21 protein-coding genes are annotated in these 24757 nt (G+C 41.4%); 10 read left to right on the forward strand and 11 right to left on the reverse strand.

The features are described from left to right. Window positions 1–102: 102 nt before the first annotated feature. Complete coding sequence (gene egtC, locus RMX98_RS19460; RefSeq protein ID WP_322679581.1) at window positions 103–915, reverse strand: ergothioneine biosynthesis protein EgtC; 813 nt, start codon at window positions 913–915, stop codon at window positions 103–105. Window positions 916–1327: 412 nt separating this feature from the next. Beyond that, window positions 1328–1741 (reverse strand): hypothetical protein, encoded by a 414-nt coding sequence (locus tag RMX98_RS19465; RefSeq protein WP_322679580.1) that lies wholly within the window; start codon window positions 1739–1741, stop codon window positions 1328–1330. A gap of 781 nt (window positions 1742–2522) precedes the next feature. Here RMX98_RS19465 and RMX98_RS19470 point away from each other — a divergent pair. Continuing rightward, entirely contained in the window at window positions 2523–2756 is a 234-nt protein-coding gene (locus RMX98_RS19470; RefSeq protein ID WP_322679579.1) for a hypothetical protein, read from the forward strand. A gap of 138 nt (window positions 2757–2894) precedes the next feature. On the opposite strand, the gene RMX98_RS19475 is transcribed toward RMX98_RS19470, so the two are convergent. From RMX98_RS19475 to RMX98_RS19495, 5 genes are all read right to left on the reverse strand, one after another. Further along, window positions 2895–3335, reverse strand: a complete 441-nt coding sequence (locus RMX98_RS19475; protein ID WP_322679578.1) for a hypothetical protein — start codon at window positions 3333–3335, stop codon at window positions 2895–2897. Window positions 3336–3418: 83 nt separating this feature from the next. Next, window positions 3419–4273: a DUF72 domain-containing protein gene (locus RMX98_RS19480; protein ID WP_322679577.1), complete on the reverse strand. Its 855-nt coding sequence runs from the start codon at window positions 4271–4273 to the stop codon at window positions 3419–3421. 516 nt (window positions 4274–4789) lie between these two features. Then, complete coding sequence (locus tag RMX98_RS19485) at window positions 4790–5395, reverse strand: DUF4360 domain-containing protein (protein ID WP_322679576.1); 606 nt, start codon at window positions 5393–5395, stop codon at window positions 4790–4792. 836 nt (window positions 5396–6231) lie between these two features. After that, the gene (locus RMX98_RS19490) at window positions 6232–6927 is read right to left on the reverse strand and encodes a pentapeptide repeat-containing protein (RefSeq protein ID WP_322679575.1); all 696 of its coding nucleotides are present in this window, start codon (window positions 6925–6927) and stop codon (window positions 6232–6234) included. 144 nt (window positions 6928–7071) lie between these two features. Next, window positions 7072–7566, reverse strand: coding sequence for a hypothetical protein (locus tag RMX98_RS19495; RefSeq protein WP_322679574.1), 495 nt, complete (start codon window positions 7564–7566; stop codon window positions 7072–7074). 807 nt (window positions 7567–8373) lie between these two features. On the opposite strand from RMX98_RS19495, the gene aroF reads away from it, so the two are divergent. The 3 genes from aroF (at window position 8374) to RMX98_RS19510 (ending at window position 14560) form a co-directional block, all read left to right on the forward strand. Continuing rightward, entirely contained in the window at window positions 8374–9246 is an 873-nt protein-coding gene (gene aroF / locus RMX98_RS19500) for a 3-deoxy-7-phosphoheptulonate synthase (protein ID WP_322679573.1), read from the forward strand. Between the two features lie 522 nt (window positions 9247–9768). Then, on the forward strand, window positions 9769–11073 hold the full coding sequence (locus RMX98_RS19505; RefSeq protein WP_322679572.1) for an efflux RND transporter periplasmic adaptor subunit: 1305 nt from the start codon (window positions 9769–9771) through the stop codon (window positions 11071–11073). 139 nt (window positions 11074–11212) lie between these two features. Beyond that, window positions 11213–14560, forward strand: coding sequence for an efflux RND transporter permease subunit (locus RMX98_RS19510; protein WP_322679571.1), 3348 nt, complete (start codon window positions 11213–11215; stop codon window positions 14558–14560). 635 nt (window positions 14561–15195) lie between these two features. Here RMX98_RS19510 and RMX98_RS19515 read toward each other — a convergent pair. Further along, window positions 15196–16479, reverse strand: a complete 1284-nt coding sequence (locus tag RMX98_RS19515) for a type IV pilus twitching motility protein PilT (RefSeq protein WP_322679570.1) — start codon at window positions 16477–16479, stop codon at window positions 15196–15198. 728 nt (window positions 16480–17207) lie between these two features. On the opposite strand from RMX98_RS19515, the gene RMX98_RS19520 reads away from it, so the two are divergent. After that, complete coding sequence (locus RMX98_RS19520; RefSeq protein WP_322679569.1) at window positions 17208–17579, forward strand: hypothetical protein; 372 nt, start codon at window positions 17208–17210, stop codon at window positions 17577–17579. A gap of 166 nt (window positions 17580–17745) precedes the next feature. Here RMX98_RS19520 and RMX98_RS19525 read toward each other — a convergent pair whose 3' ends face one another. From RMX98_RS19525 to nfi, 3 genes are all read right to left on the reverse strand, one after another. Further along, window positions 17746–19704 (reverse strand): FHA domain-containing protein, encoded by a 1959-nt coding sequence (locus RMX98_RS19525; protein WP_322679568.1) that lies wholly within the window; start codon window positions 19702–19704, stop codon window positions 17746–17748. A 115-nt stretch (window positions 19705–19819) separates the two neighbouring features. Next, window positions 19820–20371: an FHA domain-containing protein gene (locus RMX98_RS19530; protein ID WP_322679567.1), complete on the reverse strand. Its 552-nt coding sequence runs from the start codon at window positions 20369–20371 to the stop codon at window positions 19820–19822. A gap of 107 nt (window positions 20372–20478) precedes the next feature. Beyond that, window positions 20479–21144, reverse strand: coding sequence for a deoxyribonuclease V (gene nfi, locus RMX98_RS19535; protein ID WP_322679566.1), 666 nt, complete (start codon window positions 21142–21144; stop codon window positions 20479–20481). 240 nt (window positions 21145–21384) lie between these two features. On the opposite strand from nfi, the gene RMX98_RS19540 reads away from it, so the two are divergent. The 5 genes from RMX98_RS19540 (at window position 21385) to RMX98_RS19560 (ending at window position 24754) form a co-directional block, all read left to right on the forward strand. Continuing rightward, the gene (locus RMX98_RS19540; RefSeq protein WP_322679565.1) at window positions 21385–21906 is read left to right on the forward strand and encodes a hypothetical protein; all 522 of its coding nucleotides are present in this window, start codon (window positions 21385–21387) and stop codon (window positions 21904–21906) included. 403 nt (window positions 21907–22309) lie between these two features. Next, window positions 22310–23248 (forward strand): hypothetical protein, encoded by a 939-nt coding sequence (locus RMX98_RS19545; protein WP_322679564.1) that lies wholly within the window; start codon window positions 22310–22312, stop codon window positions 23246–23248. After that, window positions 23226–23531: a hypothetical protein gene (locus RMX98_RS19550; RefSeq protein ID WP_322679563.1), complete on the forward strand. Its 306-nt coding sequence runs from the start codon at window positions 23226–23228 to the stop codon at window positions 23529–23531. The genes RMX98_RS19545 and RMX98_RS19550 overlap by 23 nt, the downstream gene beginning before the upstream one ends. After that, window positions 23527–23745, forward strand: a complete 219-nt coding sequence (locus tag RMX98_RS19555; RefSeq protein WP_409881623.1) for a type II toxin-antitoxin system VapC family toxin — start codon at window positions 23527–23529, stop codon at window positions 23743–23745. Before RMX98_RS19550 ends, RMX98_RS19555 begins: the two co-directional genes overlap by 5 nt. 43 nt (window positions 23746–23788) lie before the next feature. After that, window positions 23789–24754: an aldo/keto reductase gene (locus tag RMX98_RS19560; protein ID WP_322679562.1), complete on the forward strand. Its 966-nt coding sequence runs from the start codon at window positions 23789–23791 to the stop codon at window positions 24752–24754. Window positions 24755–24757: the final 3 nt, after the last annotated feature.

The following is a 24757-nucleotide window of genomic DNA, read 5'->3' on the forward strand; positions in this document are numbered from 1 at the left end:
TAAAGATGCAAAACCCAAGTAGTATTGCCTCACACCCAGTTACAGCAGATGATATAAATTTAGTGATTTTTCTCATGAGAAAAATCACTAAATATTTAAAGTTCATCCTCCAATAGGAGCAAATCTCTCTAACACATTAATCGTTGGCTCTAATGACTGAGCTTGAAAAAATAGCGTACTTTGCTCAGGAAAAGCAGTCCAATTTTGGTTGTTAGATAAAGGCTCAGAGGCAACAATAACTTGGTTTGGATGCTTGAGTGCGTCATAAGACCAATAAAGAGTAGGCGCTTGTGTGCGATAAGCATAGCGAATTGCTGCAATTGCTGAACCATCACTGACAATTACATTGGTACTAAAGCTGGTGTTGTGTTTTGATGCCAACTCAGTTAATTTTTGAATTGTGGCATTTAATGCTGAGAACAGAGTGTTGTCTGGAGACGATTGCCACATTTCCACTAACAGGGCGAAGATGTGTTCAGAGTCAGTCATGCCTTGAATCAGACGATATGTGGAATCAGAGAGGCTCTCACGTATTGGTCTATAGAGAGTTTCTTGAAAGTTTGATATCTCGCCATTATGCACAAACAACAGTTTCCCACTACGAAATGGCTGACAGTTGCTAATGTCAAGCGATTCACCTGTCCCAGCTAATCGGGCATAACCTACAGTACAAGTAGATTGTATATAGTTGCTCAACTCTTCCAGATTTGTATCGTTCCATAGCGGGATTGTATTTCGGTAAATGAAGGGTTTACCCACTTCGTCGTACCACCCTACACCCACTCCGTCTGCACAAACTACTCCTGATTTTAATTCCAAAGGACTGTAACTTTGTTTGTAGAGCGAATGCTCTTGTTTATACAGCAACTCATCTAATGAGATGGCGTTACCAAGATAGCCAATTAATCTACACATAAAAAAACGAAGTTGCTGAAAGAGTAAGAAAATTTAGTCACAAGCCCCGATAGAAATCGAACCTTTTAACTGGGCAATTATTGCAAATCCTTACTAATTTAACAACTATTTTTTATCTTGTGTATGCTTCAACTATGACTTTAGTCATGGTTTTGTTTATGACTTTTAGAATAAATTTTTGAAAAAAAAGATTTAATAAATTTAGATATAAATAAATAAACTAAAAAATGTTCCAAGCTTATGCAATTCAGTACTAGGCTAAGAGCAGATTCAATCACATAATTTTTCAACTGCATTACTTAGAAATGTTGCCTGCATCGTGTTCATAAGGAAGATCCGAACAACTACATTTGGCCTCATTTTATCATCCTTTGCCTTGACAGCCCACTATCTTTGGATGAATAACTGTACATCATAACGGGCTATTTACTGTGGTGTTGCACTCTTTTAAAAAAGTTTCTGGTAATGACGGACGTAAACACAGATATAGTAATGACCCAAACAAAGGGAAAAGAGCAACAATCCAAAAAATACGTGTATCCTTGATTCCTCGACGTGCCATATCATCATCAAATAAGGAAGTAACCGGAAATATCAAGCACATCAAACAGAAATCGAGACTGATGAGGTGAACAAAAGACCTGTGAAAAAATTGCTGAGTATAATCTTCCCAATTTCCAGCGAGTACTGCATAACTCAGCAAAATAATAGTAGTAACTAAAAGACAAACTCCTGTTGTTCGTTGCTCAATAATTGAAAGCCACCTATCTTTTATTCCATAGAATGCTTGATTAGATTTACGAAAAATAAAGTAAGTAGAAGACAAATTACACCCGTGAAATTTGAGCCGATAAAATAAGGCCAAGCGCGAAAGTTTTGCATTCTGTCATCAGCAAACATTAAGCAAGCATAGATCATAGGCCAAACACCCATCAAGCAAAAGATTGTTGGGATAATAGCGTTAATTTCTCCCCATTGAAGTGTTAAAAGCTTCCATCCTAAAGACCACGTGTCTGATTGATCAACTGGGGCTAGCAAGATAGTATAGAAAACAAATCCTAGCCAAATCAACAAAAGGAATATTTTTCGTACCATAATATTAACAAAATATAAATATACTTGATAGTTTTCCTCAGATTTATAATCTATTTTGCCTAATATCTCTAATAATTTTTTATTTTTAATTGTACAGTCATTCTTAATTTAGCTACTTAGATAAGCTACTTTCATGACTCTTGAGAATGAATTGTTATCGAGTGAACTTTAACTTCAGACATACAAACAATTGCCAGGTTCTATTTAATATCTGTGACATACTTTCATACTCCCCTTCTCTGCAAGACGTTCCGCGAAGGGTTGAGTAAGGCTTTCTCAGTGACTCCTCTATGAGGACATTGGCTGAAGCTCAAAGACCAAGAGACATTCGGTTCGTATCTTTGACCAGCTTCTTAAGATATTATTAAGCTACGGTTAAAAAACTTTAATAGTTGTAATATTTAAAATCAAAAGTTATCTTGCTCTAGTTGCTAAATCACTCCGGAGAAAGAACAACAGAGATTGTAGAAAAGGTTAGATGTAATTTGACAACACCTTTTAAACCTTAGTTTATGCCGCAAAATTTTTTGATATCAGTCGAGGAAAAAGAAAAAATATTTCATACAGAACTAGTCAAATACGGTGTGGAATATGAACAAGCTAGAAAAGCAGCACAAATTTTAGCTAGTAGTCAACCAGATGAGCTTTTATCACAACAAGATAGACAAATAGTTACACAAGTATGTAACAAGTGGTCAGCAGAGCGTAAACGCTACAAACGCATTACATCTGTTGTAGATTCTTGAAGGGGGGCGATAGTGGAATTCGAGGCAATGCTGCACAGGTGATGAAGACGCTCGGAGTAAGGTATTGGCGAGAAAACTGCCTTCATGAAAGCGCGATGCGATCGCCCAGAAAACGGGGGCGATCGCACCTATCCATCTTCAAATAGCTCTTTGTCGCACATGTCGCCCATCAAATCCTTGCTTAATCCAACTCAGACATTCATATTCGGATGTGAATAATTTTGGAGCTGCAATATTATTCAATAACTCTGGTGGGTAATGGTCATAAAAATATTTGTTTCCTTCTTGGCAGATGATAATCAAATTGTTTCGATAAATGTAGCGAGACTTAAAACTATCCCCTTGATGAACAAACTCTGCATTTTTATCAATATGTTCTTTAGCAATATCAACGATATTACTACTGGTATTTCCATAAATACCTGCTGGGTTTTCTGCTTTATGAAATTGGCTTTTTCTACCAATTTCAGATAGTAATCTATAGGAATAAATCTCGTAGTTATCCACCTTGCCAAAAACAAATGGAATTATGAGATATCCTTTGTATGAGACTGAATTTTCATAAAGAAGACGACTCATCTCAACCTCCTTTGGTAGAACTGCGCTTAAAAAATTTGCTTTAACAGAAAAGTATTACAACACCAATTATCTACTGAATATAATCACCATAAACTGAGTTGATTGGGGGGATACTCAAGGTTATTCCAAGGTAGGGGTGGAACTTGTGTATTACTCTGTTCCAATAGCTGTTGGAAGTGACGGGCTGTGCTGGGCGATCGCGCTTCTATTGGACAATGAACAAAGAAATAAATTCGCACTCCCATTTGTAACCATTGCTGAATCTGCCTCACCCACTCTTCCATAAACGGCTGATTCACTGATAAATTTGGATGAGAAATAAATCGAATCAGAGTAAAAGGTGCTGTCAGACTCAATTGCAACGGTAATTTAGGTTTACGCCGTTCCGATTGCAACTGGGGGTCATCATCTCCAGTGTAGATCGGGCGCGAGTCTAACAGTACCCTTCCCACACCTAGCTTTTCTAAAAGTGCTGTCAAATTATTAGCATGGGATTCTCTGAACCAATCAGGATGACGAACTTCCAGCGCTAAGGGTGCTTCTGTACGCGGCCAAGCTTCCAGAAAACTGGTCAAATCGTCAAGTAATACAGGTGCATAACTGGGTGGTAACTGGGCAAATATTGGGCCAAGACGTTTACCTAACGGGCGCATATCTTCCAAAAATTTTAAAGCAGCCGGAATATACGGTTGTAGCAGTCCTTGATGGGTAATATCTCGCGGTAATTTTAGACAAAATTCAAAACCTGCTGGTGTTTCGGCAGCCCAACGGATTACAGTTTCTTGGTTAGGCACGGCATAAAAAGTGGTGTTACCTTCTACAGTGCTGAAGCGACGACTGTAAAGATGGAGAAAATCAGCAGCGCGAGTACCTTGAGGATAGAGTTCGCCCACCCAACTTTTATATGCCCAAACAGCACAACCGATAAAAAAGTTCACAGAGCCAAAAAGCCTTAAAGTATCATATTCAATTTTACAGCCAGTTTGTAATTATAGATGAGGCTATAGGACTCATATTTGATTTCTGAAAAAATTCAGTACAACTCAAAGAGGTTTCTTGACTATTGACTATTGCCTATTGCCTATTGCCTCTTACCTCTTACCTCCTACGCAAATAATTTCATTAATCAAACCGGATTCCTATAGTACCGCTTTGTGTAATTATTCAGGAGTGCTGAGTGCTTTTTCGGTAATTCGTAATTACCATTGCATAAATTTTTTAGACATTCTAGATTGGTGGTTTATTTATGCCGTACTTTACTATGTCAGATTCCCGAATTCAAAATAGTTCATACTAATAGATTTGAAAGTTTTAATACTTCCAAAATGGTTAGTGTATGAACTTAGATAGGACTTACGCATCAATTACGAAATGTAGGGGCAATTCATGAATTACCCCTACAAATTAGATTTTTTTTAAAGCTAAGAGTTTGTTGTTTTTAGCTTTGAAAAGACTTAGCGACACTGACGATATTTGACATGATAAACCAACCCTCGGTGGGCGAGATCAAAGGAATCAACAGTTGCCATTCCTCTACCACTGGCTGTCATCGCAGCATTCACTCGCATATTTACACTATCACCACAACGTGACCAAACATCAGCTACAGTCACTAATTGATCGCGGACGTTGTAATCACGTTCACCATTAAATGTCCGAGAAAAAACAGGGCCACGCTGGCCAGCAAAAAAGTACTCTGCTCTTAGTCTGCCAGTTGTGTCAGGAGCAACATAGCCCCGATAATCAGCATCGTAGAGAGAAATTTGAAAGCCTTGGGGGACTTGAATCGGAATACTTAAGTTGCAGTTTTTGCGTCTTTCTTCTGACTTGTTTCCTACAGCTATAAACTTATCAAATAGAATACTTAGCTCTTGACCATCGGGACTGACACTTACACTAGCAGATCCTTCAGGGCAGCCATTACCACCATATTCTGCGCCGACAATTTCCACTTTGTCGTTAGCAAAAGCAGGACCGACAGAAGCTGTTATCAATGTAGCCGCAGCCAGAGAAGATTTGATAAAGTTGATAGATGTTGTCTTGAGATTTTGGTTATTCATAACTCACCTGTTTTGAGTATTTTGGATAGTGTTAGTTCCAAATTGGTTGCGGTTGATTACGGAAAATCGCTCGTTAAAAAAACAGTATCAACCATATTTAAATGGGAAATAAACCCATGTATAACTTATAACTATTAGATGGTTTTTTGATATGGATAAAGAATCTACAATAAACTTATTTTCGGTAAAATAATCAACGGATTAATTAGGCAAGTATAAATTTGCCAACTAGATTAATTCGCTCAAAAAAGTCGAAATACAGGCTATTAAAGCCATTATCGACACCTCAAAGCTATCGAAAAGTTATCTATTTAACTTACCGAAGCTACATCTGCATATTGAGTTTAGGTAACTAGAATTGAACTGAATTACTTCTAGAAGTCTCTAAAGTAAATTCAGTATCGTGATTTAGAATAAATACGTAATTGATCTATGGCTGCTGAATAAAAGACAAAACCTTTCCTCACTAAATAAAATATTTAGCAGTCTACAATTAACGATATTTTTTCTTGAATTAATTCTAATTTTTGACTTCTAACTTCTTAGTCAAACCTTAGAGATTTAATCTGTACTTGCTTAATGACTAAAGATTTTATATTGTGTTCCCGTAAAACTGACTAGGCGATCGCAATTTATGATTTAACCGCAAAGCAACGGCACAGCATTACTTATGCGTGTCAATCTAAGTACTTATACTAAAAAGGAGGCGATCGCAATTGATTATTTAACCGTAAAGCAAAGTAACAGCATTACTTATGCGTGTTAACTTCGGTACTTCCACTAAAAAATCGGTTGCGAACCTGTGCCACCTTACTCTGTGTCCTAGCGAACCTCGGTTATTGATAAATTGAACCATCAGGCATAATTGCCCCTGCTAAGTTAGTGCCAACTAGTTTAACCAGAAGGCGCTCACCAGAGCGAATCCGCGCTCCCGTCAAGTCGGCTCCTCGCAAGTCGGCTCCACTGAGATCGGCTCCAATCAAATTAGCAGCGCGTAAATTCGCCTCTCGGAGATCGGCTAAAAGGAGGTTTGCCCGAAATAAATTTGCTTCAGATAAATTCGCCCCTCTGAGGTTGACTTTGTGCATAAAAGTGTCACTAAGATTAGCGCCGCTCAAGTTGGCATAACTCAAATTTCTGCCAGATAAGTCTTTGTTGCTCAAATTTGCCCGACTGTAGTCTTTGCCACTCAAGTCTGAGTTTTGCTTTGGTGGTGGCTGGGTTGGCTGAGATGATGTTTGGTATTGAGGTGATGGTGTTTGGTATTGAGATGATGGTGTTTGGTATTGAGATGATGGTGAAGGTGAATTAGATGTGGTTTGATGTTTGGTTTTTAGAGAACGCAACTTTTCACGAGCTTCATTTATGGCTTTCAGCTTGTCTTGTGCTTTCTGCTGTAAACGGAGATTGTCTTTAGGAATGCGATCGGGATGCCAAACAAAGACTAAATCTTTGTAAGCCTGGTTCACTTCGTCAAGTGTTGCCCCAGGCTCTAATTCCAAAACTCTATAGTACCGCTCCAGATCGCTCATACGATATTTTCGTGGACAATCAACTTAATTATGAGTGATGGAGCCATGTATTCGCTGCATCATTTGTTATTGATCGTGGGGCATTGGGCATTGGGCAATAATCGTCTCTTCCTGCCTCCCCTGCCTCCCTTCTTCCCCTCTTCCTCATCTCCCCATCTCCCCATTTCTCCATCGTGCGATCGCTCTCAAATATGCTCCAACTGGAATCTGATAAATTTCAATCACAATCCAAACAATAATTGATAAATGTGATAAAAAAGTTAATATCGTCCATATATATGGTGTCCAGGTAATGGGTTCCTTCAGATTAGCAGGAAAATAGTAAGCTACTATGCCAATTAAACTAGTGGGAAGAATTACAAAAACTGCTGCTGCTAGTCCATAACCCCAACCTAATTCCACACCTTCTAACTGGCCTTCTATCCAACTAAACCCATTCCAACGCCAAGTTAGGGGTGGTTGTCTAGAAGGCATCTTGATTTGCTGTAGTTCTAAGTTGACTGTAAAAATCTCTTGACAAAAGTCACAAGCCATAGCTTCCATCAGTGGCATGTGAGAAATCTTACCTATCCGACAGACTGGGCAGGGGTAAGCTCCATAATAGTCGAAAGATTGGGCTAAGATTTTGGAACTAGGCATAATCAAAGTGATGATCCTAAAAAGTTGATCTGGTCAATGAGGGCTTGGGTAAGAATAATCTATGGCGATTGTCAATTATCTGCAATAAACTAACTTTCGCAAGATCAGGTCATAAGTCAGGAGAATTATATATTTTAACTTTTCAATCCTGATTTAAACTTCTGATAGACGGAAGTCACCGCGTAGAATCCTCGCTGATTCACATGATTTGGTTGGATTCTATTCAATAGAGAATGTCTTTACATTCTTTTTCACCAGATGTCTAATGACAAGCAACTAATATTTCACTACACAATTAGAACAAAACGTGATTTTGAATTTTGCAAAGCTTTACTAGTCTGGCTCCCCACAGTTGTACTGAGTCTATCGCTTTTTTATAATTTGTGGAGGTCTTGACACCGCCGACTCTTGCTGATAATGTTACCTTAGATAGGTATAGTTTTTATGTTTTCCAGCAAAAGCCCCGTAAATGCTTAATACAAATTCCTACTTTTATTTTTGGTTTAGGGTGGTTCACCGGGAGTGAATCGAGTTTCCTTACGGAAACCGCCCGGTGAACCGCAGAGCGAACTCTGCGGTTTTTGTTGTTTTAAGGAGACTTTCATCGTCATGACTTATTTCAGTAGCTGGTTTTATGGCTTTTACTTTTGGCCCAGAATAGGTTCCGGGTAAATAGCGTCATGTCGATGAATCAGAACGCGCCCGGAACCTTTAAAAGTTCCGGGCTTTTTTGTTGTTATCGCAGACTGGGAAAGAAATTTCCTAATCCCCAATCCCCAATACTTAACTTTTCAGGAAAATGAAACCATGATTAATGCCAAACTTGCTGCACAATCCCATCTAAATCACCAGACAATCGTTAAAATCTCAGAAGAAGTCGCTTTCGGCGGTGAAGAACTAGTAATTATCGGCGGCCCCTGCACTGTTGAAAGCTTAGAACAAATGGAGATAGTCGCCCAAACGTTATCTACTGCATCGGTACAGGCTTTGCGTGGCGGTGTCTACAAACCCCGCACATCTCCCTACGCCTTCCAGGGTATGGGAGAGTCAGGATTGGAGATTTTGGCAAGGGTGCGATCGCATTACAATATGCCGGTTGTCACTGAGGTTATGTCAATTTCCCAAATTGAAGTAGTCGCTGCCCACGCTGATATGCTTCAAGTTGGTAGCCGCAATATGCAAAACTTCGACTTGCTCAAAGCTTTAGGACAAGCTGGGAAACCGATACTACTCAAGCGTGGTTTAGCAGCGACAATTGAAGAATTCGTTATGGCTGCTGAATATATTCTCAGTCACGGGAATCCTGATGTGGTGTTGTGTGAAAGAGGTATCCGCAGCTTCGATGATTACACTCGCAACGTCCTAGATTTAGGAGCAGTGGCAGCACTCAAGCAAATAACTCACCTGCCTGTAATTGTAGATCCTTCCCATGCCGTCGGCAAACGGGAGTTGGTAGCACCTGTGGCTAGGGCTGCGATCGCTTGCGGTGCTGATGGATTAATTATTGAATGTCACCCAGAACCAGAAAAATCTGTTTCTGATGCCCGTCAAGCACTTTCTTTAGAAGATATGGTGCATTTAGTTGATAGTTTAAAGCCTGTAGCTACAGCCGTTGGGCGCAGTATATCAGAAGCGATCGGGGCGGGTTTGTCACCTGCCCCAATTTTTTGTGCTGCTTAAATTTCAGTTGAGGGCGTAGTTTACCGCACTTCGACAGGCTCAGTGACCACCGTAGGCATCGCTTGTATATCTGAATCCAAAGATTTCTTTTGGCTTAAAGACAAACAGCGATCGCCTTCGTAAAATAAAGTTACTTTAGGCTATTCTATTTTTGCGACACAGCCCCATATATTAATAAAATCATAATGGCTTCATACCAAAGTCACAAGGACTTAGTACAAAAGTCACAAGTGTTTAACAACAATTTCTCTCCAAAAGGGGTAGGCGAAAAAAGCAATTATTAGTACACTAATGTTTAGTTTAGCTAATATTATGCTTTCCTAATTAGAATTAATCGCAACCAACCATTTTGCGGAAAATGCGATGTCTAATGACAAGCTAGTACGTATCTGTGCTTTCCCTTTCCCCTAAATTGTTGATATGCGCTGTTTAGCCTCTGTTCAGACGATAAAGCTTTCATCTTCTGCTCAAATTGTTCCTCGCTTTCAGAGCATTATTCAAAGAGGGCGGTTCTCGCTACTTATGTTAAGTCTAGCCTATTTGTGTAGTGCCTGTAATGCTTCCGATGCCCAATCAAGTGGCAAAGAAGCAGGAAAAAAACGAGCAGTGCCAGTGGTGGTTGCCACTGCAACTCAAAAAACGATTCCAATACAGCTAGCGGCTACTGGAACGGTGGAAGCATATTCTACAGTATCTGTCAAGTCTCAGGTGGGCGGACAACTTATTGGCGTTTATTTTCAACAAGGGCAGAACGTTAAGAAAGGTGACTTGTTATTTAAAATTGATTCCCGTCCTCTGCAAGCCGCGCTGATGCAAGCCAATGCTACTAAAGCTAAAGATTTAGCTCAGGTGAAACAGGCACAGGCAAACGTATTGAAAGCGATCGCCCAAGTGAACCAGGCAAAAGCAAATGTAGTCAAGGATAAAGCCCAGGCAACAAATGCAAATGCACAAGCTCAACGTTATAGTACTTTGCTCAAGCAAGGGGCAATCAGTAAAGAACAGGCTGAACAATATCAAACCAGTGCTAATGCTCAACAGGCGACAGTAAATGCAGATCAAGGTGGAGTAGCAAATGCTCAAGCAGCAGTGGCGGCAGCCCAAGCAGATGTCCAAAATGCCTTGGCAGCAGTAGCATCAGATGAAGCTGCGATCGACAATGCTAGAGTTCAACTTTCGTACAGTTCCATCTACTCACCAATTGCCGGACGCACAGGCAGCCTAAAGCTAACTCAAGGAAATTTGGTACAGGCGAATGCCACCGATCCGCTAATTACAATCAGCCAAATTCGCCCGATTTACGTCAACTTTTCCATTCCCCAGCGACTGCTGGCAGACATCAAAAAATATAGTGCTAATAACGGCAAGTTAGAAGTCGATGCCTTACCTCCTAAAGATGCAGGACATCCGGTACGAGGCGAACTCACCTTTGTTGATAATGGAGTCAATACCCAAACAGGCACAATTCAACTTAAGGGTACTTTTGCCAATGCTGACGAGCGCTTGTTTCCAGGACAGTTTGTCAATGTAGTACTCAAACTCAGCGAAGAACCAAATGCGATTACTGTGCCTTCTCAGGCGGTACAAAGTGGACAACAGGGACAGTTTGTGTATGTAATCAAACCTGACAAAACAGCAGAAATGCGTCCAATTATCGTTGGCGACACCGTTGGGAACGAAACAGTGATTAAGCAAGGGTTGAAATCAGGTGAACAAGTAGTCACTGATGGACAATTCAACCTAGTGGCTGGTGCCGCAGTCCAAGTGAAACCGGAAGTAGGAAGCAGAGGAGCAGGGGGAGCAGGGGGAGCAGGGGGAGAAAGATAAACTCCTTACTTAGCAGGGGTAAATGCCTGCTACCGCTAACAGTACTCCTTAATCCTTTACAGACGCGATTAATCGCGTCTGTACTCAGCACTGGCTCAACCTTAGCTATCCGCTAACAGCACTTATTTAAGGGAACGCGATGAACATTTCCGAGCTATTTATCCGGCGTCCAATCATGACGACTCTAGTTATGGTTGGTATTTTGATATTTGGGCTGATCGGTTATCAACAGCTACCCGTCAGCGACCTACCCAATGTAGATTATCCAACACTCCAGGTAACGGCTAACCTGCCTGGAGCTAGCCCGGAAACTATGGCTGCCTCAGTCGCAACCCCATTAGAGCAGCAGTTTTCGAGCATAGCGGGATTGAGTTCGATGAACTCTACCAGTTCTTTGGGTACTACACAACTGACGCTGCAATTTGACCTCAATCGGGATATCGACGGCGCAGCCCAAGATGTGCAATCTGCTATTTCTAAGGGAGCGAAGCAGTTACCGACTAATATGCCTAATCCACCATCTTACCGAAAGGTAAATCCGGCGGATCAGCCAGTTCTCTATATCTCCCTGAATTCGTCTGTTCTGCCCCTGTCAACTGTAGACAAGTATGCTGAAACATTGCTAGCACAACGTCTATCAATGGTGGATGGGGTAGCGCAAGTGCAGGTGTACGGCTCCCAAAAGTATGCGGTACGAATTCAGGTTGACCCCGAATCGCTGAGTGTCAAGGGAATAGGAATTGATGAAGTAGCTGATGCGATCGCTAACGGAAATGTCAATCTACCTACCGGGACACTTTACGGTCAACAGCAGAATTCTACCATCCAAGCAAACGGTCAACTCAACGATGCCGCTAGCTATCGTTCCCTGAATGTAGCTTATCAAAACGGCGCACCAGTGCAGCTAGGTGAACTAGGTCAAGTCCTAGACAGCGTGGAAAATGATAAGATTGCGAGTTGGTATTTTCCTGTCAAGAAGGAGAGTAAGGGAGCAGGGGAGAAATCTAAAATCGTTCGACTGAGCGAAGCCGAAGTCCAAAATTCTGGAGTGCGGGCGATCGTTTTGGCAATTCAGCGCCAACCGGGAACTAATACTGTTCAGGTAGTAGATGCAATTAAGAAACTGCTACCCAGCTTCCGTACACAGATTCCGGCGGCTGTGAACATGGATATTCTCTACGATCGCTCCCAGTCAATTCGCGAGTCGGTGGATGATGTACAATTCACGCTGTTGCTCACCATCGCTCTGGTGGTGCTGGTAATCTTTCTGTTTCTCCGCAATATCTCTGCGACAGTCATTCCCAGTTTGGCAGTACCGCTTTCGATAGTAGCGACCTTTGGGGTCATGGTACTACTGGGCTTCTCCCTCGATAACCTATCGCTGATGGCGTTGACTCTTTCTGTAGGTTTCGTGGTTGATGATGCCGTAGTCATGCTGGAAAATATTGTCCGCCACATGGAAATGGGCGAAAGCCGCATGGAAGCAGCCTTAAATGGTTCTAAAGAGATTGGTTTTACTATTTTATCAATGACCATCTCTTTGGTAGCAGTATTTATCCCGATACTGTTCATGGAAGGAATTTTGGGGCGATTATTCCGCGAGTTTGCTGTTACCATCAGCGTTGCCATCTTGGTATCTGGCGTAATTTCCCTCAGCTTAACGCCAATGCTTTGTTCGAGATTTTTGAGTCCACCTCATCACGAGCAAGAGGATAAGAGAGCAGAGGAAGTAGAGGAAGTATGGGAAGCAGGGGAAGATGAAGGAGAAATTCTCAATTCTCAATCCAAAATTCAAAATCGTTCGACTGAGAGACTTGTACTGAGCGTTCGCGTAGCGTCTCGTAGAGAAGTCGAAGTAAGCCGAAATCCAAAATCCAAAATTCAAAACTTTAACCGTCGTCTCTACAACTTTTCAGAAAATATTTTTAATGTGATATTAGGCGGATACGATTGGAGTTTGAAGAAATCACTCAAGTATCACCGCACAACAATGGTGATTTCGGGAGCGATTCTTGTAGCAACAGTGTATCTATTTATAATTGTACCGAAAGGTTTTGTTCCCAACGCAGATGTTGGACAAATTACGGCAACAACTCAGGCATCAGAAGATATATCCTTTGATGAAATGGTAAAACATCAACAGGCTGTAGCTGCGATCGCTTATCGCGATCCGAATGTCGATTCCATTAACTCCAGTGTCGGAGCTGGCGGCCCTAATGCTTCCGCCAACGCTGGCAGAATTTTAATCGAACTCAAGCCTCGTTCTCAACGCCGTCTCAGTGCTGATGAAGTTGTGCAAGAACTTCGACCGAAGTTATCAGTTGTGCCTGGAATTAAGGTATTCTTACAAAATCCCCCAGCGATTAATGTTGGTGGACAACAAACAAAAGCACAGTATCAATTTACTCTGCAAACTCCCAATATTCAGGAACTTTACCAGTACGCTCCAGCTTTAGAAGAGAAATTGCGATCGCTCTCAGATTTACAAGATGTCAACAGCGATTTGCAAATTAAAAATCCGCAAATAAAAGTAGACATCAACCGCGACCAAGCTTCGGCTCTAGGTTTGACTGCCAATCAAATCGAAACTGCTCTGAGTAATGCCTATGGCACTCGCCAAGTTTCCACCATTTACGCCCCCGATAGCCAGTACCAAGTAATTATGGGCGTGGAACCAAAATATCAGCAAAATGCCAATGCTCTAGATTTACTTTCAGTTCGTGCCCCTAGTGGACAACTTGTACCTCTCAATGCTGTAGCAACCTTGAGCAAAGATGTGGGCCCTTTGACTATCAACCACAAAGGGCAACTTGCATCTGTTACCTTCTCCTTTAACCTGAAGCCAGGAGTTTCACTCGGTAACGTCACTGGGAAAATTGAGGAACTCGCCCGTCAAACACTTCCACCGACTATTAGTACAGGCTTCCAAGGTTCAGCGCAAGCATTCCAGTCATCGATTCAAGGTTTAGGACTGCTACTACTAGTTGCCATCTTCGTGATTTATATCGTGTTGGGAATTCTCTACGAGAACTTCATTCACCCACTGACAATCCTTTCTAGCTTACCCTCTGCTGGATTTGGGGCAATACTGACGCTGTTGCTGTTTCAAGTTGACTTGAATATTTACGCCTTCGTGGGGATTATCCTGCTGGTTGGCATTGTCAAGAAAAACGGCATTATGATGGTTGACTTTGCAATTATTGCCCGTCAAAATGGCAAAACCCCCTATGAAGCTATCTATGAAGCCTGCTTGGTAAGGTTTCGCCCAATCATGATGACGACAATGGCAGCACTTATGGGTACACTACCCATCGCCCTCGGTTTGGGAGCCGGAGCAGATACACGCCGCCCCCTTGGTTTAGCAGTAGTTGGGGGATTAGTGTTCTCGCAGTTTCTCACACTTTATTTAACGCCCGTTTTCTACACTTACATGGAGTCTTGGCAAACAAAGCTCAAAAAACGCAGTTGGCGCAAACAGTCAGCGTAATTCGTAATTAACGCTATGTGCAACTTTGAATCACACCCAACCTGTCCTATCAGATATCCCTTTCCTTAGTAAAGCTGTGTATACACAAATCAAATTACCCCCCTTAATCCCTCAATCTGTCAGGCAGAAACAGTAAATTTAGTTCCCTCCCCAATACATACGGGGAGGGTTAGGGAGGGGTAAAACTTATGCTTAAACCAAGATGATTAATATCGTATCCGGCTGATTAGTTATAATTTCCGCATCTGTGCAAAACCCGAAAACCCTTTCTTTCGCTGCTCCCTGCCCCACTTCGGCTACGCGGAAATCGAGCGACTTGCACTGAGCGGCGCCGAAGTGAGTCGAGATTCAGTGACCACCTGCCCCCTGCTCCCTTGCAGTCTTAATGATAAGTCTTTAACCGGACACGATATAAACTGTTTCAGACTTGTGTGTACACCGTAGAGGGACAGACAAAATACTAAAAATAAGACTGAAAATATTGATTGGTATAATTAAATACGGTTTAGTTAAGGCTAAATAACTAAAACTGGCGTAGGTTGGGTAAGGCTTACGCTCAACCCAACCTACTATTTTTATTAACCCACGCGTATTGAGGTATAGTTTTGAAGTAAAGTATATTTGCGGGTAAAGACTTAAACCCGACCTCGGAGAAACTGCGCCATTTCGTTAGGAGTTGGTGACATTTCTAAAGCAGTCTCTTCAGTAATACGGCCATTTTGATAGAGATTGAGTAACGACTGATTCATCGTAATCATGCCGTCAAAGCTAGCTTGTTTCATCAACTCGCCAATTTCATCATACTTACCATCTTTGATCCATTCTTTAATAGCCTCAGTATTGATCAGCACATCGTGGAAAGCAGCCCGCTTCCCGTCAGTTGTGCGACACAAACCTTGAGCAATTACTGACACTAAAGACTCAGAAATTGCCACGCGCATCGCATCCTGTTCGTCACCAGAGTAGAGATTGAGAATCCGCTCAATAGTTTTGACAGCGCTATTGGTGTGCAGGGTTCCCATGACTAAGTGACCAGTCTGAGCGGCTTTTAGGGCGGTGTTCACTGTTTCCTTATCCCGCATTTCGCCCACTAGAATCAAATCTGGATCTTCCCGCAAAGCTGCTTTCAAAGCGTTGTCAAATTTCCGGGTATGCATTCCCACTTCCCGTTGTTTGACTAAAGACTTGCGGCTTTGATGGATAAATTCTATCGGGTCTTCAATGGTGATGATATGCTTGGCCATCTCCTTGTTGATGTAGTCAACCATCGCTGCCATTGTGGTGGACTTACCAGAACCAGTGGGCCCAGTCACCAAAATTAAACCTTTGTGATGATGGCAAATATCCCGGAAAACTGGCGGTAAATTCAACTGTTCCATAGTTAAGATTTTCAGTGGAATCAACCGCAAGACCATTGCAGGCCCTCTAAGAGTTCCAAAAACATTAATCCGCACGCGAGCAAAATCATATTGAGTTGCTCCGTCAAATTCTAAATGTTCTTCAAAGCGCTGAATTTCCCCCTCACTCATCACCTCCCGCAACCAACTCATAAAAGCTTCTTTATCTGTTTCTGGATAATCCATTGATTGAATTTCTCCTCGACTGCGGAAGCGGGGTACTTCACCTACACCTAAGTGCAAGTCAGAATATCCATGATCGTAAGCTTCTCTAATTAATTTCTCTAAAGTGGGCCCCGCACTGCTGCTTTGAGGGCGAACTGAACTAGGTATTGGCGGTGGACTACCCGGACGATGACCTGCAACAGGCGGATTAGTACTTCTATCCATTGACATATCCAGTGTTTGCGTCATCTGCCTCTGCGTACTAAAGGTTGGGGTTGGTGGCGGTGGCGGCGGCATTGGTGGCAGGTTACGTCCAGCAGCAGAGTTAGTATTTAATGGAGACTGTGATTCTGTCATATATCTTCACATTTGGCAGTTAAAAAGTTGAATTAATGAAAAGTCAAGTCACTTGCTTCGATGACTTTTGGAGAATGCTTGCCTGCGAGCTTTAGCGGTAATGTAAGGCGATTGAAACTTAAGAACCACGGTCAATCCATTCCATCCACCTCAGTTGGTATCTTTTTTTCCTGAGATTCCACTACTCAGAATATTTTGATAAATTATTTAACCTATCTAAACTGGTTTAACACACGCAAGGACTAAAAACACCTCAGCAAATACACGCTGGTCTAAAAGTATTTTTCAGTACTTGCTGTTTAAAGTAAATATTCTCATGGCTTAGATGAGAAATTTATCTCAGGTATGGGCACGAATTGCCAGCAATTAACAGCATAAATACTAGCAGATCATTTATTCAGCCCATTTAGGAATTATGAGAGCCGCTACGAATTTTTATAAGAAATATTAAGTTCAATAGGAGTGATATCTTGGGGATCAAGGTTAAAAGCTCATACCTTTTAGGTTCTATACCTGAAGATAGATGCAGCAAAGAAGTATTTTTAATAGATGTAAAGTTGAGTTTATATCCATAATTACAAAAGATTAACTGTAAACTTTAGTAAATAAATGCTCATTTTTCCGATTAGTTTTTATATACTGAATTTCACTGAGAGAATTCAGTTTACTCGCAAAAAACGAGATATGACTGAAATTAAAATATGCTGTGTTTTTTAGGAGGAAAAGTCATGGTTTCTGCTCAAAGCTCTAATCTAGGAAAGACCTACTCCTTGTTGATGATTAAAAGCTTTTTAATATGGACTTTTACATTAGCAGTATGCTTGTTGGTTGTGGGTTTTCCACTAGTTGTCTTGATGGCTACCGTGGGATGTCTTTTGTCGATTATTCTGCAATCTGTGATGCCTGTGAGTGCGGTTTTGCTTGTAGCAAGTGCTTTAATCATGTTTAATGTCATGGCAGTTGTATTAGCTGCGGGCGTGCTAACTCTTAAAGGAGTTCATCCTAGTGAAGTTAAATGGTTAAGCTGGCTGCATGGAGAGGCAGACCAAATGCAGACTACTGTTTACGCTGCTTGTCCTCTAACTTGTGAGATTAAGTAGTCATTACAGGTGAATTAGACAAACAGTGCGTCTGCCCGGTTAAGCCGGGTTTTTTCATTTGTAAGATCAATCAGTTTTTATTTAGCTTTTGAACCTTAAGTTTCAAGTTTGGTACTTAAAACAGCTAGATAAATACTGTATTCCTCCTGCGCCCTGCTTTATTAAACTAAGGTGATTGATTTAACACCCACTTCAACCACTGTCTAAAGGAACTTATAGTATTCAACCTTTGAACTCCAGGCGCACGGGCGGCGGCGAGTCCATCAACGGCGACTAATGCAGCGTATTGCAAGCCCAAGAAACTATCAACTGCGGCATAAGGTCCACCTAAAGTAATCGCCCCAGCAGCATACATTTGACCTCGATCGCTACGCATTTCTACTAATTCAAAATTGTTCGCTACAGTCAATCGCCCCAGATGATTCACTGGTAAATTGTAATGTTTCACCAAATCTGCCAGCAGGGGATTGGCATCTACTTTGGCATCCAGTCCAGTAGCATCAACAATAAAGTCAGCTAGCAATTTAATTTCCCCAAAGCTTTGCTCTCGGATACGGGTAATAGTGCGGTTTTGGGGATCTCGTTCCACATCCAGCACCTCGCCGAAGGTAATCTGATACCAGCCTTCGCTTAACCCTTGAGCAGTAATTTCCTGCCAGTCGTGGCGGTCGGCGGTGGTAGTTCCACCCCAGTCTGCTAGTAAACGTTTGCGTTCATCGGGAGTGGCTTTTTCTAACATTGCCCGAAGTTCGCCGCCCCAACAGGCTTTCGGCCAGTTAAAGGGTTGAAATTCGTAATGATTTTTGACTAGGCGCGTGGCTCTTTGAAATTTGTTGCCTTGGGGTTTAGGCGATCGCATTAAATGCAAAACTGAAATATTCCGATTTCGCTTTCTAGCTTCATAAATGCGTTGCACAATCCGTGAAGCGACAATTCCCCGCCCCCGAATCAATACCGTACCACCATGTTGCTCTAGTTGCTCATAAACATGATCGTGAGCTTCATAAGCATTGACTACAGATTTAAAGTCTTGATATTTTTCTCTATAAGCTTGCAAATCTGGCAGGAACTGAATTGCTGGATATCCAGTAGCTAAATGTAAATAACGACTAATTAAAAAAGCATAATTTCCTGGGCTGCGAGAATAGCCTACACAATATCTGCCATCATCAGTTTTGCGAATTACCCTAACTCGCCCATAGCGATAAATTTGATTCCAGCCAATGCGCTTCGTCTCCCGGTCTATAGAATCAAAAACATTACCTGCACGAGGAGTATAAGTTTCTGCAAATGTTGGTTCAGCAAACACTTGCCACAAATACTTGAATGCTGACTTCATCTCTCCCTTGGTGAAATCATGCCAAGCCTCACGCAAGGCATAACTAGGCCAACCCCAAATATTATCAGGACAAGAGTCAGAATTAGAACGCAGTCTTTCGTATAAGGGAATTTGCGAATTCAAACAAAGGCGCTTGTAACGAGCATAAGGTTCCGCCTCTAATCCCAAAGCGACAATTTTTTCAGCACGTACACCACTAATTCGCAGCAAATCAGTCCATAAAAAGCTACCCAATCCCGCTCCGATCGCGAGATAATCGGATTCTTCTACTGGCAATCCTGTAGCATGAAGTGCTTGCACAGCTACTTTTTGTGCCTGAAACGCTAATGGTGGAAAATTATTTGCCACGGGTGTTAGCGGCTGGGCTACAGGCAAGCTGGGGTCTGGGCGATTGGTATTTGCGTTGAAGTGAATCGTTGAAGGGGGGCTAGTATCTGGTGCAGAGGCGTTAGCAGCAAATGTCACTGCGATCAGATATGGGCCAATTTGCAATGTATCACCATTAACTAAGATACTGCGCGTTTGTGGTTGACCATTGACATAGACACCGTTAACGCTGCCTTGATCAATCACCACTAAATGGTCTTGTTCCCAGTCAATTAAGGCATGGTAGCGAGAGACTTCGTTACTGTTGAGCAGCATCCGAGAAACCCGCACTCCCCTAAGTTCAGCAGGTAAGCGAGCAAATTCCCGACCAAAAGCGATCGGCATATTCAACCTCGGTTCTCGCCGTTCACCCGTCGCTGGTTCTTCCCAACTCAATTGGATTTGTAAATCATTAGTCATTGGTTATTGGTCATTAGTCATTGGTCATTGGTCATTGGGAAAGAGGAGGCAAAAGTTCTTTAATTTTGAATTTTGAATTTTGAATTTTGAATTGATTTCTCCCCTACCTTACTTCTCAACTACCCGGTGCTACTAGTACACTCACAGCCGCAGCTAAAGATGTCCCACACCAACGACAGCCAATTTGTAGATTCTCGCCTGGGGAAACTTTATGACATTTGGGGCATTCTAAGCCATAAACTCCTGGCGGTGGTGCGGGGGGTGTTGGTGGATGGTGATGATGTCCGATATGTACTGGTGGATGGGGTGGTAACAAAATTGTTGCTGGTATGTTACCCGTAGAAACGCTAGTAACGTTGAGTATTATTTGTCCCAAAGAGATACTACTGCCCTGAGTTAAAGGCATTTCACCTTGGACTAATTGCCGTCCATCGACAACGGGGGGATTCTGCGATCGCAAATTCCTGATATAAAAACGCTGTTGCTGGTGATGAAAAAATATTTCAATGTGCAGACCAGACACAGTAGGATGACTCAGAACAATATCGCACCGGAGGGGGTCACGACCGATGCGGACAGTACCAGGATTATGACTTGGCTGTTGTTCGTAAATATTCTGAGTTTTATCTTGGCCTGCATCGTGCCAATGTAAAGTTAGTGCGTTCATTGTTCTAACTTCGTAAGTGGTATTTAGCTACATCAACTTCTTTCTGTGCGATTCCTAACACGATTGAGTAGGTGCAAGCAAGTATTTAGAAGAAACTTCAACAAGCTTTATCTATCCGATGCTAATTTATCAGCAATGCGTGTAGTTTCTGGCAGCCGATATTTGGGCGTGCAGCGTAATACATAGTCAATCGCCGTAGGTAAACTAATTCGATGACCACTGGAGATGTACAGAGGTTTTACTCCTGTGCGCGATCGCAAAACTGCCCCAACCGTTTCACCGTTATATATCAGTGGTTGGCTGCTGCCTTTGGTTTCTGGCAATTCTTCATACTTACCTACCAACCTGGATTTAGCTACACCAATTGTTGGCATATCTGTAAGTAACCCTAAATGGCTAGCTATACCTAATCCACGGGGATGGGCAATTCCTTGACCATCACACAGGATGATATTTGGTATTGTTTTTATCTTCTCCAGAGCATCGAGGACAGCTGGAATTTCCCGAAATGAGAGAAATCCAGGAACATAAGGAAAGGTCGTAGGACGGTATGCTAGGCTTGTCTCGATTACTTCCAAATCAGGAAAACTCAGTACTGCCACAGCTGCACGGCTAATGGTTCCATCAGCTTCAAAACCCATATCCACTCCAGCAACATACTGGATAGGTTCTTGCAGTTGATCCTCAGTAATTACTTGATCTCGCAGCGTTTCCTGGATAACTATGGCTTCTTCTAATGTCGAAGGCCAAGCATGATCTCGATAAAACTTCATATTGAAAGTTGGAATTAAACTGATTAATATTAATCCTGTTAAGGCAAGCACAAAAACAAGAATTTTTTATGTTGATACAGGGAAAATAGATTTTTTGCAAAACTTTGTGAATGACTATCTTTATACTAAATATTTTAGCCCAGTTTAGCTGATATTTTACATCATAATGTTACTTAAGGCTGTCAAGAGGGAATCCTGAGAATATAAGTTTATTTTCCGAGATTTTTTCTTTTACTGGTTATGACACAGCCAAATATTCTAAAACTTGCAAAACATGGAGATACTGAGGCGATCGCATCTCTGATGAACCGCCACCTACACCCTAAAGGGATCAATGCAAAAGTTGCCTTCAAGGATGTTTGCTTAGAGGTAATGCTAGAATCTGCCGAAGTACCAAATCAGCAAATTTTAGTTGCATTTATCCGCAAAGGTTTAACGGCTTTAGGGGCTGCATCTGTTGCAAAAGTTAAAGTTTACGGTCAACAAACAGGAAAGGAGTTTCCAGCTTGGCATCAAGAATTTGATCTAGGCTTAGTAGAAAGTGACTTAGAAACAGCAGATAATGAAGAGTCTTCTAGTGAATCTCAATTTCTAACTATTTTTATTAACTTAAGTGGTGATACTGCACGGGGATTAACAAACCAAGATTTTGAATTTATTGCTAATCAAATAGGTACTGATATTTTATCCTCTTGTACTGACATTTTTATTCAAAAAGTAAGTATTAGTAATGGTAGCTCTGTGATTACAAAGGAACGTTAGTATCTAATTTGAATCATACATAGGTGCAGAGAAAGATTCTACAGCAGGGGCTGATGCCAAAAATCTAATTAATCAAGGAAATTTTAAATATTTAGCTCTAAAAATTTTGTAAATGTTGCTTTTGTATGTATATGGGGAATCCTAACATAGACGATAATTTATCAGTTTTTCGCATTTGTTAATTATGAAAAATACTAATATTCAAGAATCTACTAAACAGAAACTACAAAACTTTTACTGGCCTTTATGGTTTCCTTATCCTACTTCTTGGTTAAAAGCATTAATTTTGAATCTATTTTTGAGTTTTATTATATTTGTACTCAATAATCCTGGAAAAATAGGCTACCGAATTACATACTTGGCATAAAGCCCCGAATTATTTGTTATCTTGACAATACTGTTAATGCTATCTCCTATTCCTATAATTTCTTTTACTCATCACTTATTACACTTACTCATTAGTCGGTTTATATCAGAAATTCAAGCACCAGAAATAGGTAGAAGCAAAGGGTTATTTCCAGGAATAATGAGTTGGTGGGAAGGATTGTATGCTTGGCTTGTAATTGCAATTTCTACACTGATAGCAGCTTTTTTTTGTACAATGCTCTTACCATTGTTTCATATTAGCTACACTAAGCCAGTTGAATACTACACAAGAATCGAAAATAATATAATAGTAATATTTGGGCTGTTTTATATTTCTGCTGGGGCACTAACTTATCAAATTGAACATTTGGTGAGACAGCGAATAATATCTGCTTATTCTGGCACTAAAGAAACAGATGCAAGTAAATCCAAGACTGATTTTAATACAGATCAAGAACTTAATAGATTGCGCGGAGAAATGGGTGTATACCAAATGAAATCAAATATTTTATCGAATAATGAAGGAACTGTAATTGCTAAGACTAAACATAAATATCATAATTTAAATAAAAATTGGCTAGCTATTTTTTTGATATTTTCAATTGCTATAGGAATATATTTATTTTCACGATTTATAGAAATACTTCCCCTAATCTCTAAAAATTCAACACAAATACCATCAAGTTCTATATTAGTTACACCCTCATCAGTTATTTCAGAATCTCCGACCGTGTTACTTCAAACCGATACATTTCGAGAAGCAGTAAGTAAAGCAATTAATGCCGCTAACCTTACTCAGTCAGCAAAATCTCCAGATGAGTGGAAAATAGTTGTCAGTCAGTGGGAAGCTGCGATCGCACTTATGAAAACCGTGCCATCTTCTAGCCCCAATTATGCAATAGCCCAGCAAAAAATCATAGAATATCAGAAAAATCTTAACTACGCTGATAAAAATGCGATCGCACCTCAGCGCTAAACTAGAAAAAGCACTGCGATATTCCGGCGCTAATGAGGATAAACTATCATGCTTAATGGACTCAGGCAACAGGCGATCGTCAAACCTGGCGGTATGTATAGTAGAAATCTGTTCTCCAGAACTTCCAGCAGGTGCAACTGTCGAGGTAATAGTCCTTCTGGAGTCACCCTCAGAGCATTCTGAAAAACCTCTAACGAGTATAGTAAATAGTGAATTCTCACTTGCTGAAGTATTAGTAAAACCTTTCCAAAATCAGGATTTAGCTCAACAGACAACTGATTAGCAATTCCCAGAATTTAACAGTAATTCCTGTCAGTCGTCAGATTTTAATTGAAGCTGCTCAACTGCGTGCCAGTATTAACATTAAATTACCAGATGCTATTCATGCAACAACAGCACTTTTGGCTCAATGTTCTACTTTTCTAATTAACGATCAGCGCTTTCATAGCGTCCCTAATCTATCAGTAATTTTGCTTTCTCAGATTAATTCTCTTTAGCTAAGATATTAGAATAAAAGTAATTTCGCCCCCGAAGCCAATTATGACAGAAGGAAAAACGCGGCGTAATTTCCTAATTACCAGCATTGCTGTGACTGGAGGTATTGTGATAACTAATGCTTTTGAGCAAAATACTACCAACACCGCAACACCGCCAGCAACTATGCCAGAAAGGGTGCTGGGACGCACGCAAGTAAAACTCCCGATCTTCGGGTTAGGAGGAGCAGGACAAACGCCGCTATCCTGGGAAGGAAAAGAGGGTGATGCTACAGCAATTATTCAAAGAGCGCTGGAACTTGGCATCCGCTACTTTGATACAGCGTCTAGTTATGGGCCGAGTGAAGATTATTTAGGCAAAGTGCTACCACCCCATCGCTCAAAGGTGTTTCTAGCAAGCAAGACGGATCGAAGAGATCGTGATGGTGCATGGCGAGAATTGGAGCGATCGCTTAAACGTCTCAATACAGATTATCTCGATTTGTGGCAGTTGCATCACGTTTCTTTTTCTGAAGAACTCGACACCATCTTTAGTCCATCTGGCGCTATTAAAGCTTTAGAAGAAGCGATACAACAAAAACTGGTGCGTTTTGCAGGTATTACCGGACATCACGACCCTCAAGTAATTGCCGAAGGCTTGCGTCGCTATCCTTTCCACACTACACTCATACCTGTGAATGCTGCCGACAAACACCACCCACGTCCATTTATCCCAGTAGTTTTACCAGTTGCTCAAGCAAAAAATGTTGGTGTGATTGCGATGAAAGTTCCGGCTTATGGTCGGCTTTTTAAATCAGGTGGGTTGGCAGGTATGGAGCAAGCTTTAGGTTACACAATGTCTCAACCTGGAGTTAATTGTTGTGTAATTGCGGCAGAGACAATCGCACAATTAGAGAATAATGTCAAGATAGCGCAGGCTTTTGTGCCTCTTAAAAAGGAAGAATTAACAGCGATCGCACTGGCGACTGCTAATATCTGGGAAGATAGTACATTCTTCCGTGCTTGGACTTAGCCT

The sequence above is a fragment of the Nostoc sp. DedQUE02 genome, from assembly GCF_034531035.1.
GTDB lineage: Bacteria > Cyanobacteriota > Cyanobacteriia > Cyanobacteriales > Nostocaceae > Nostoc.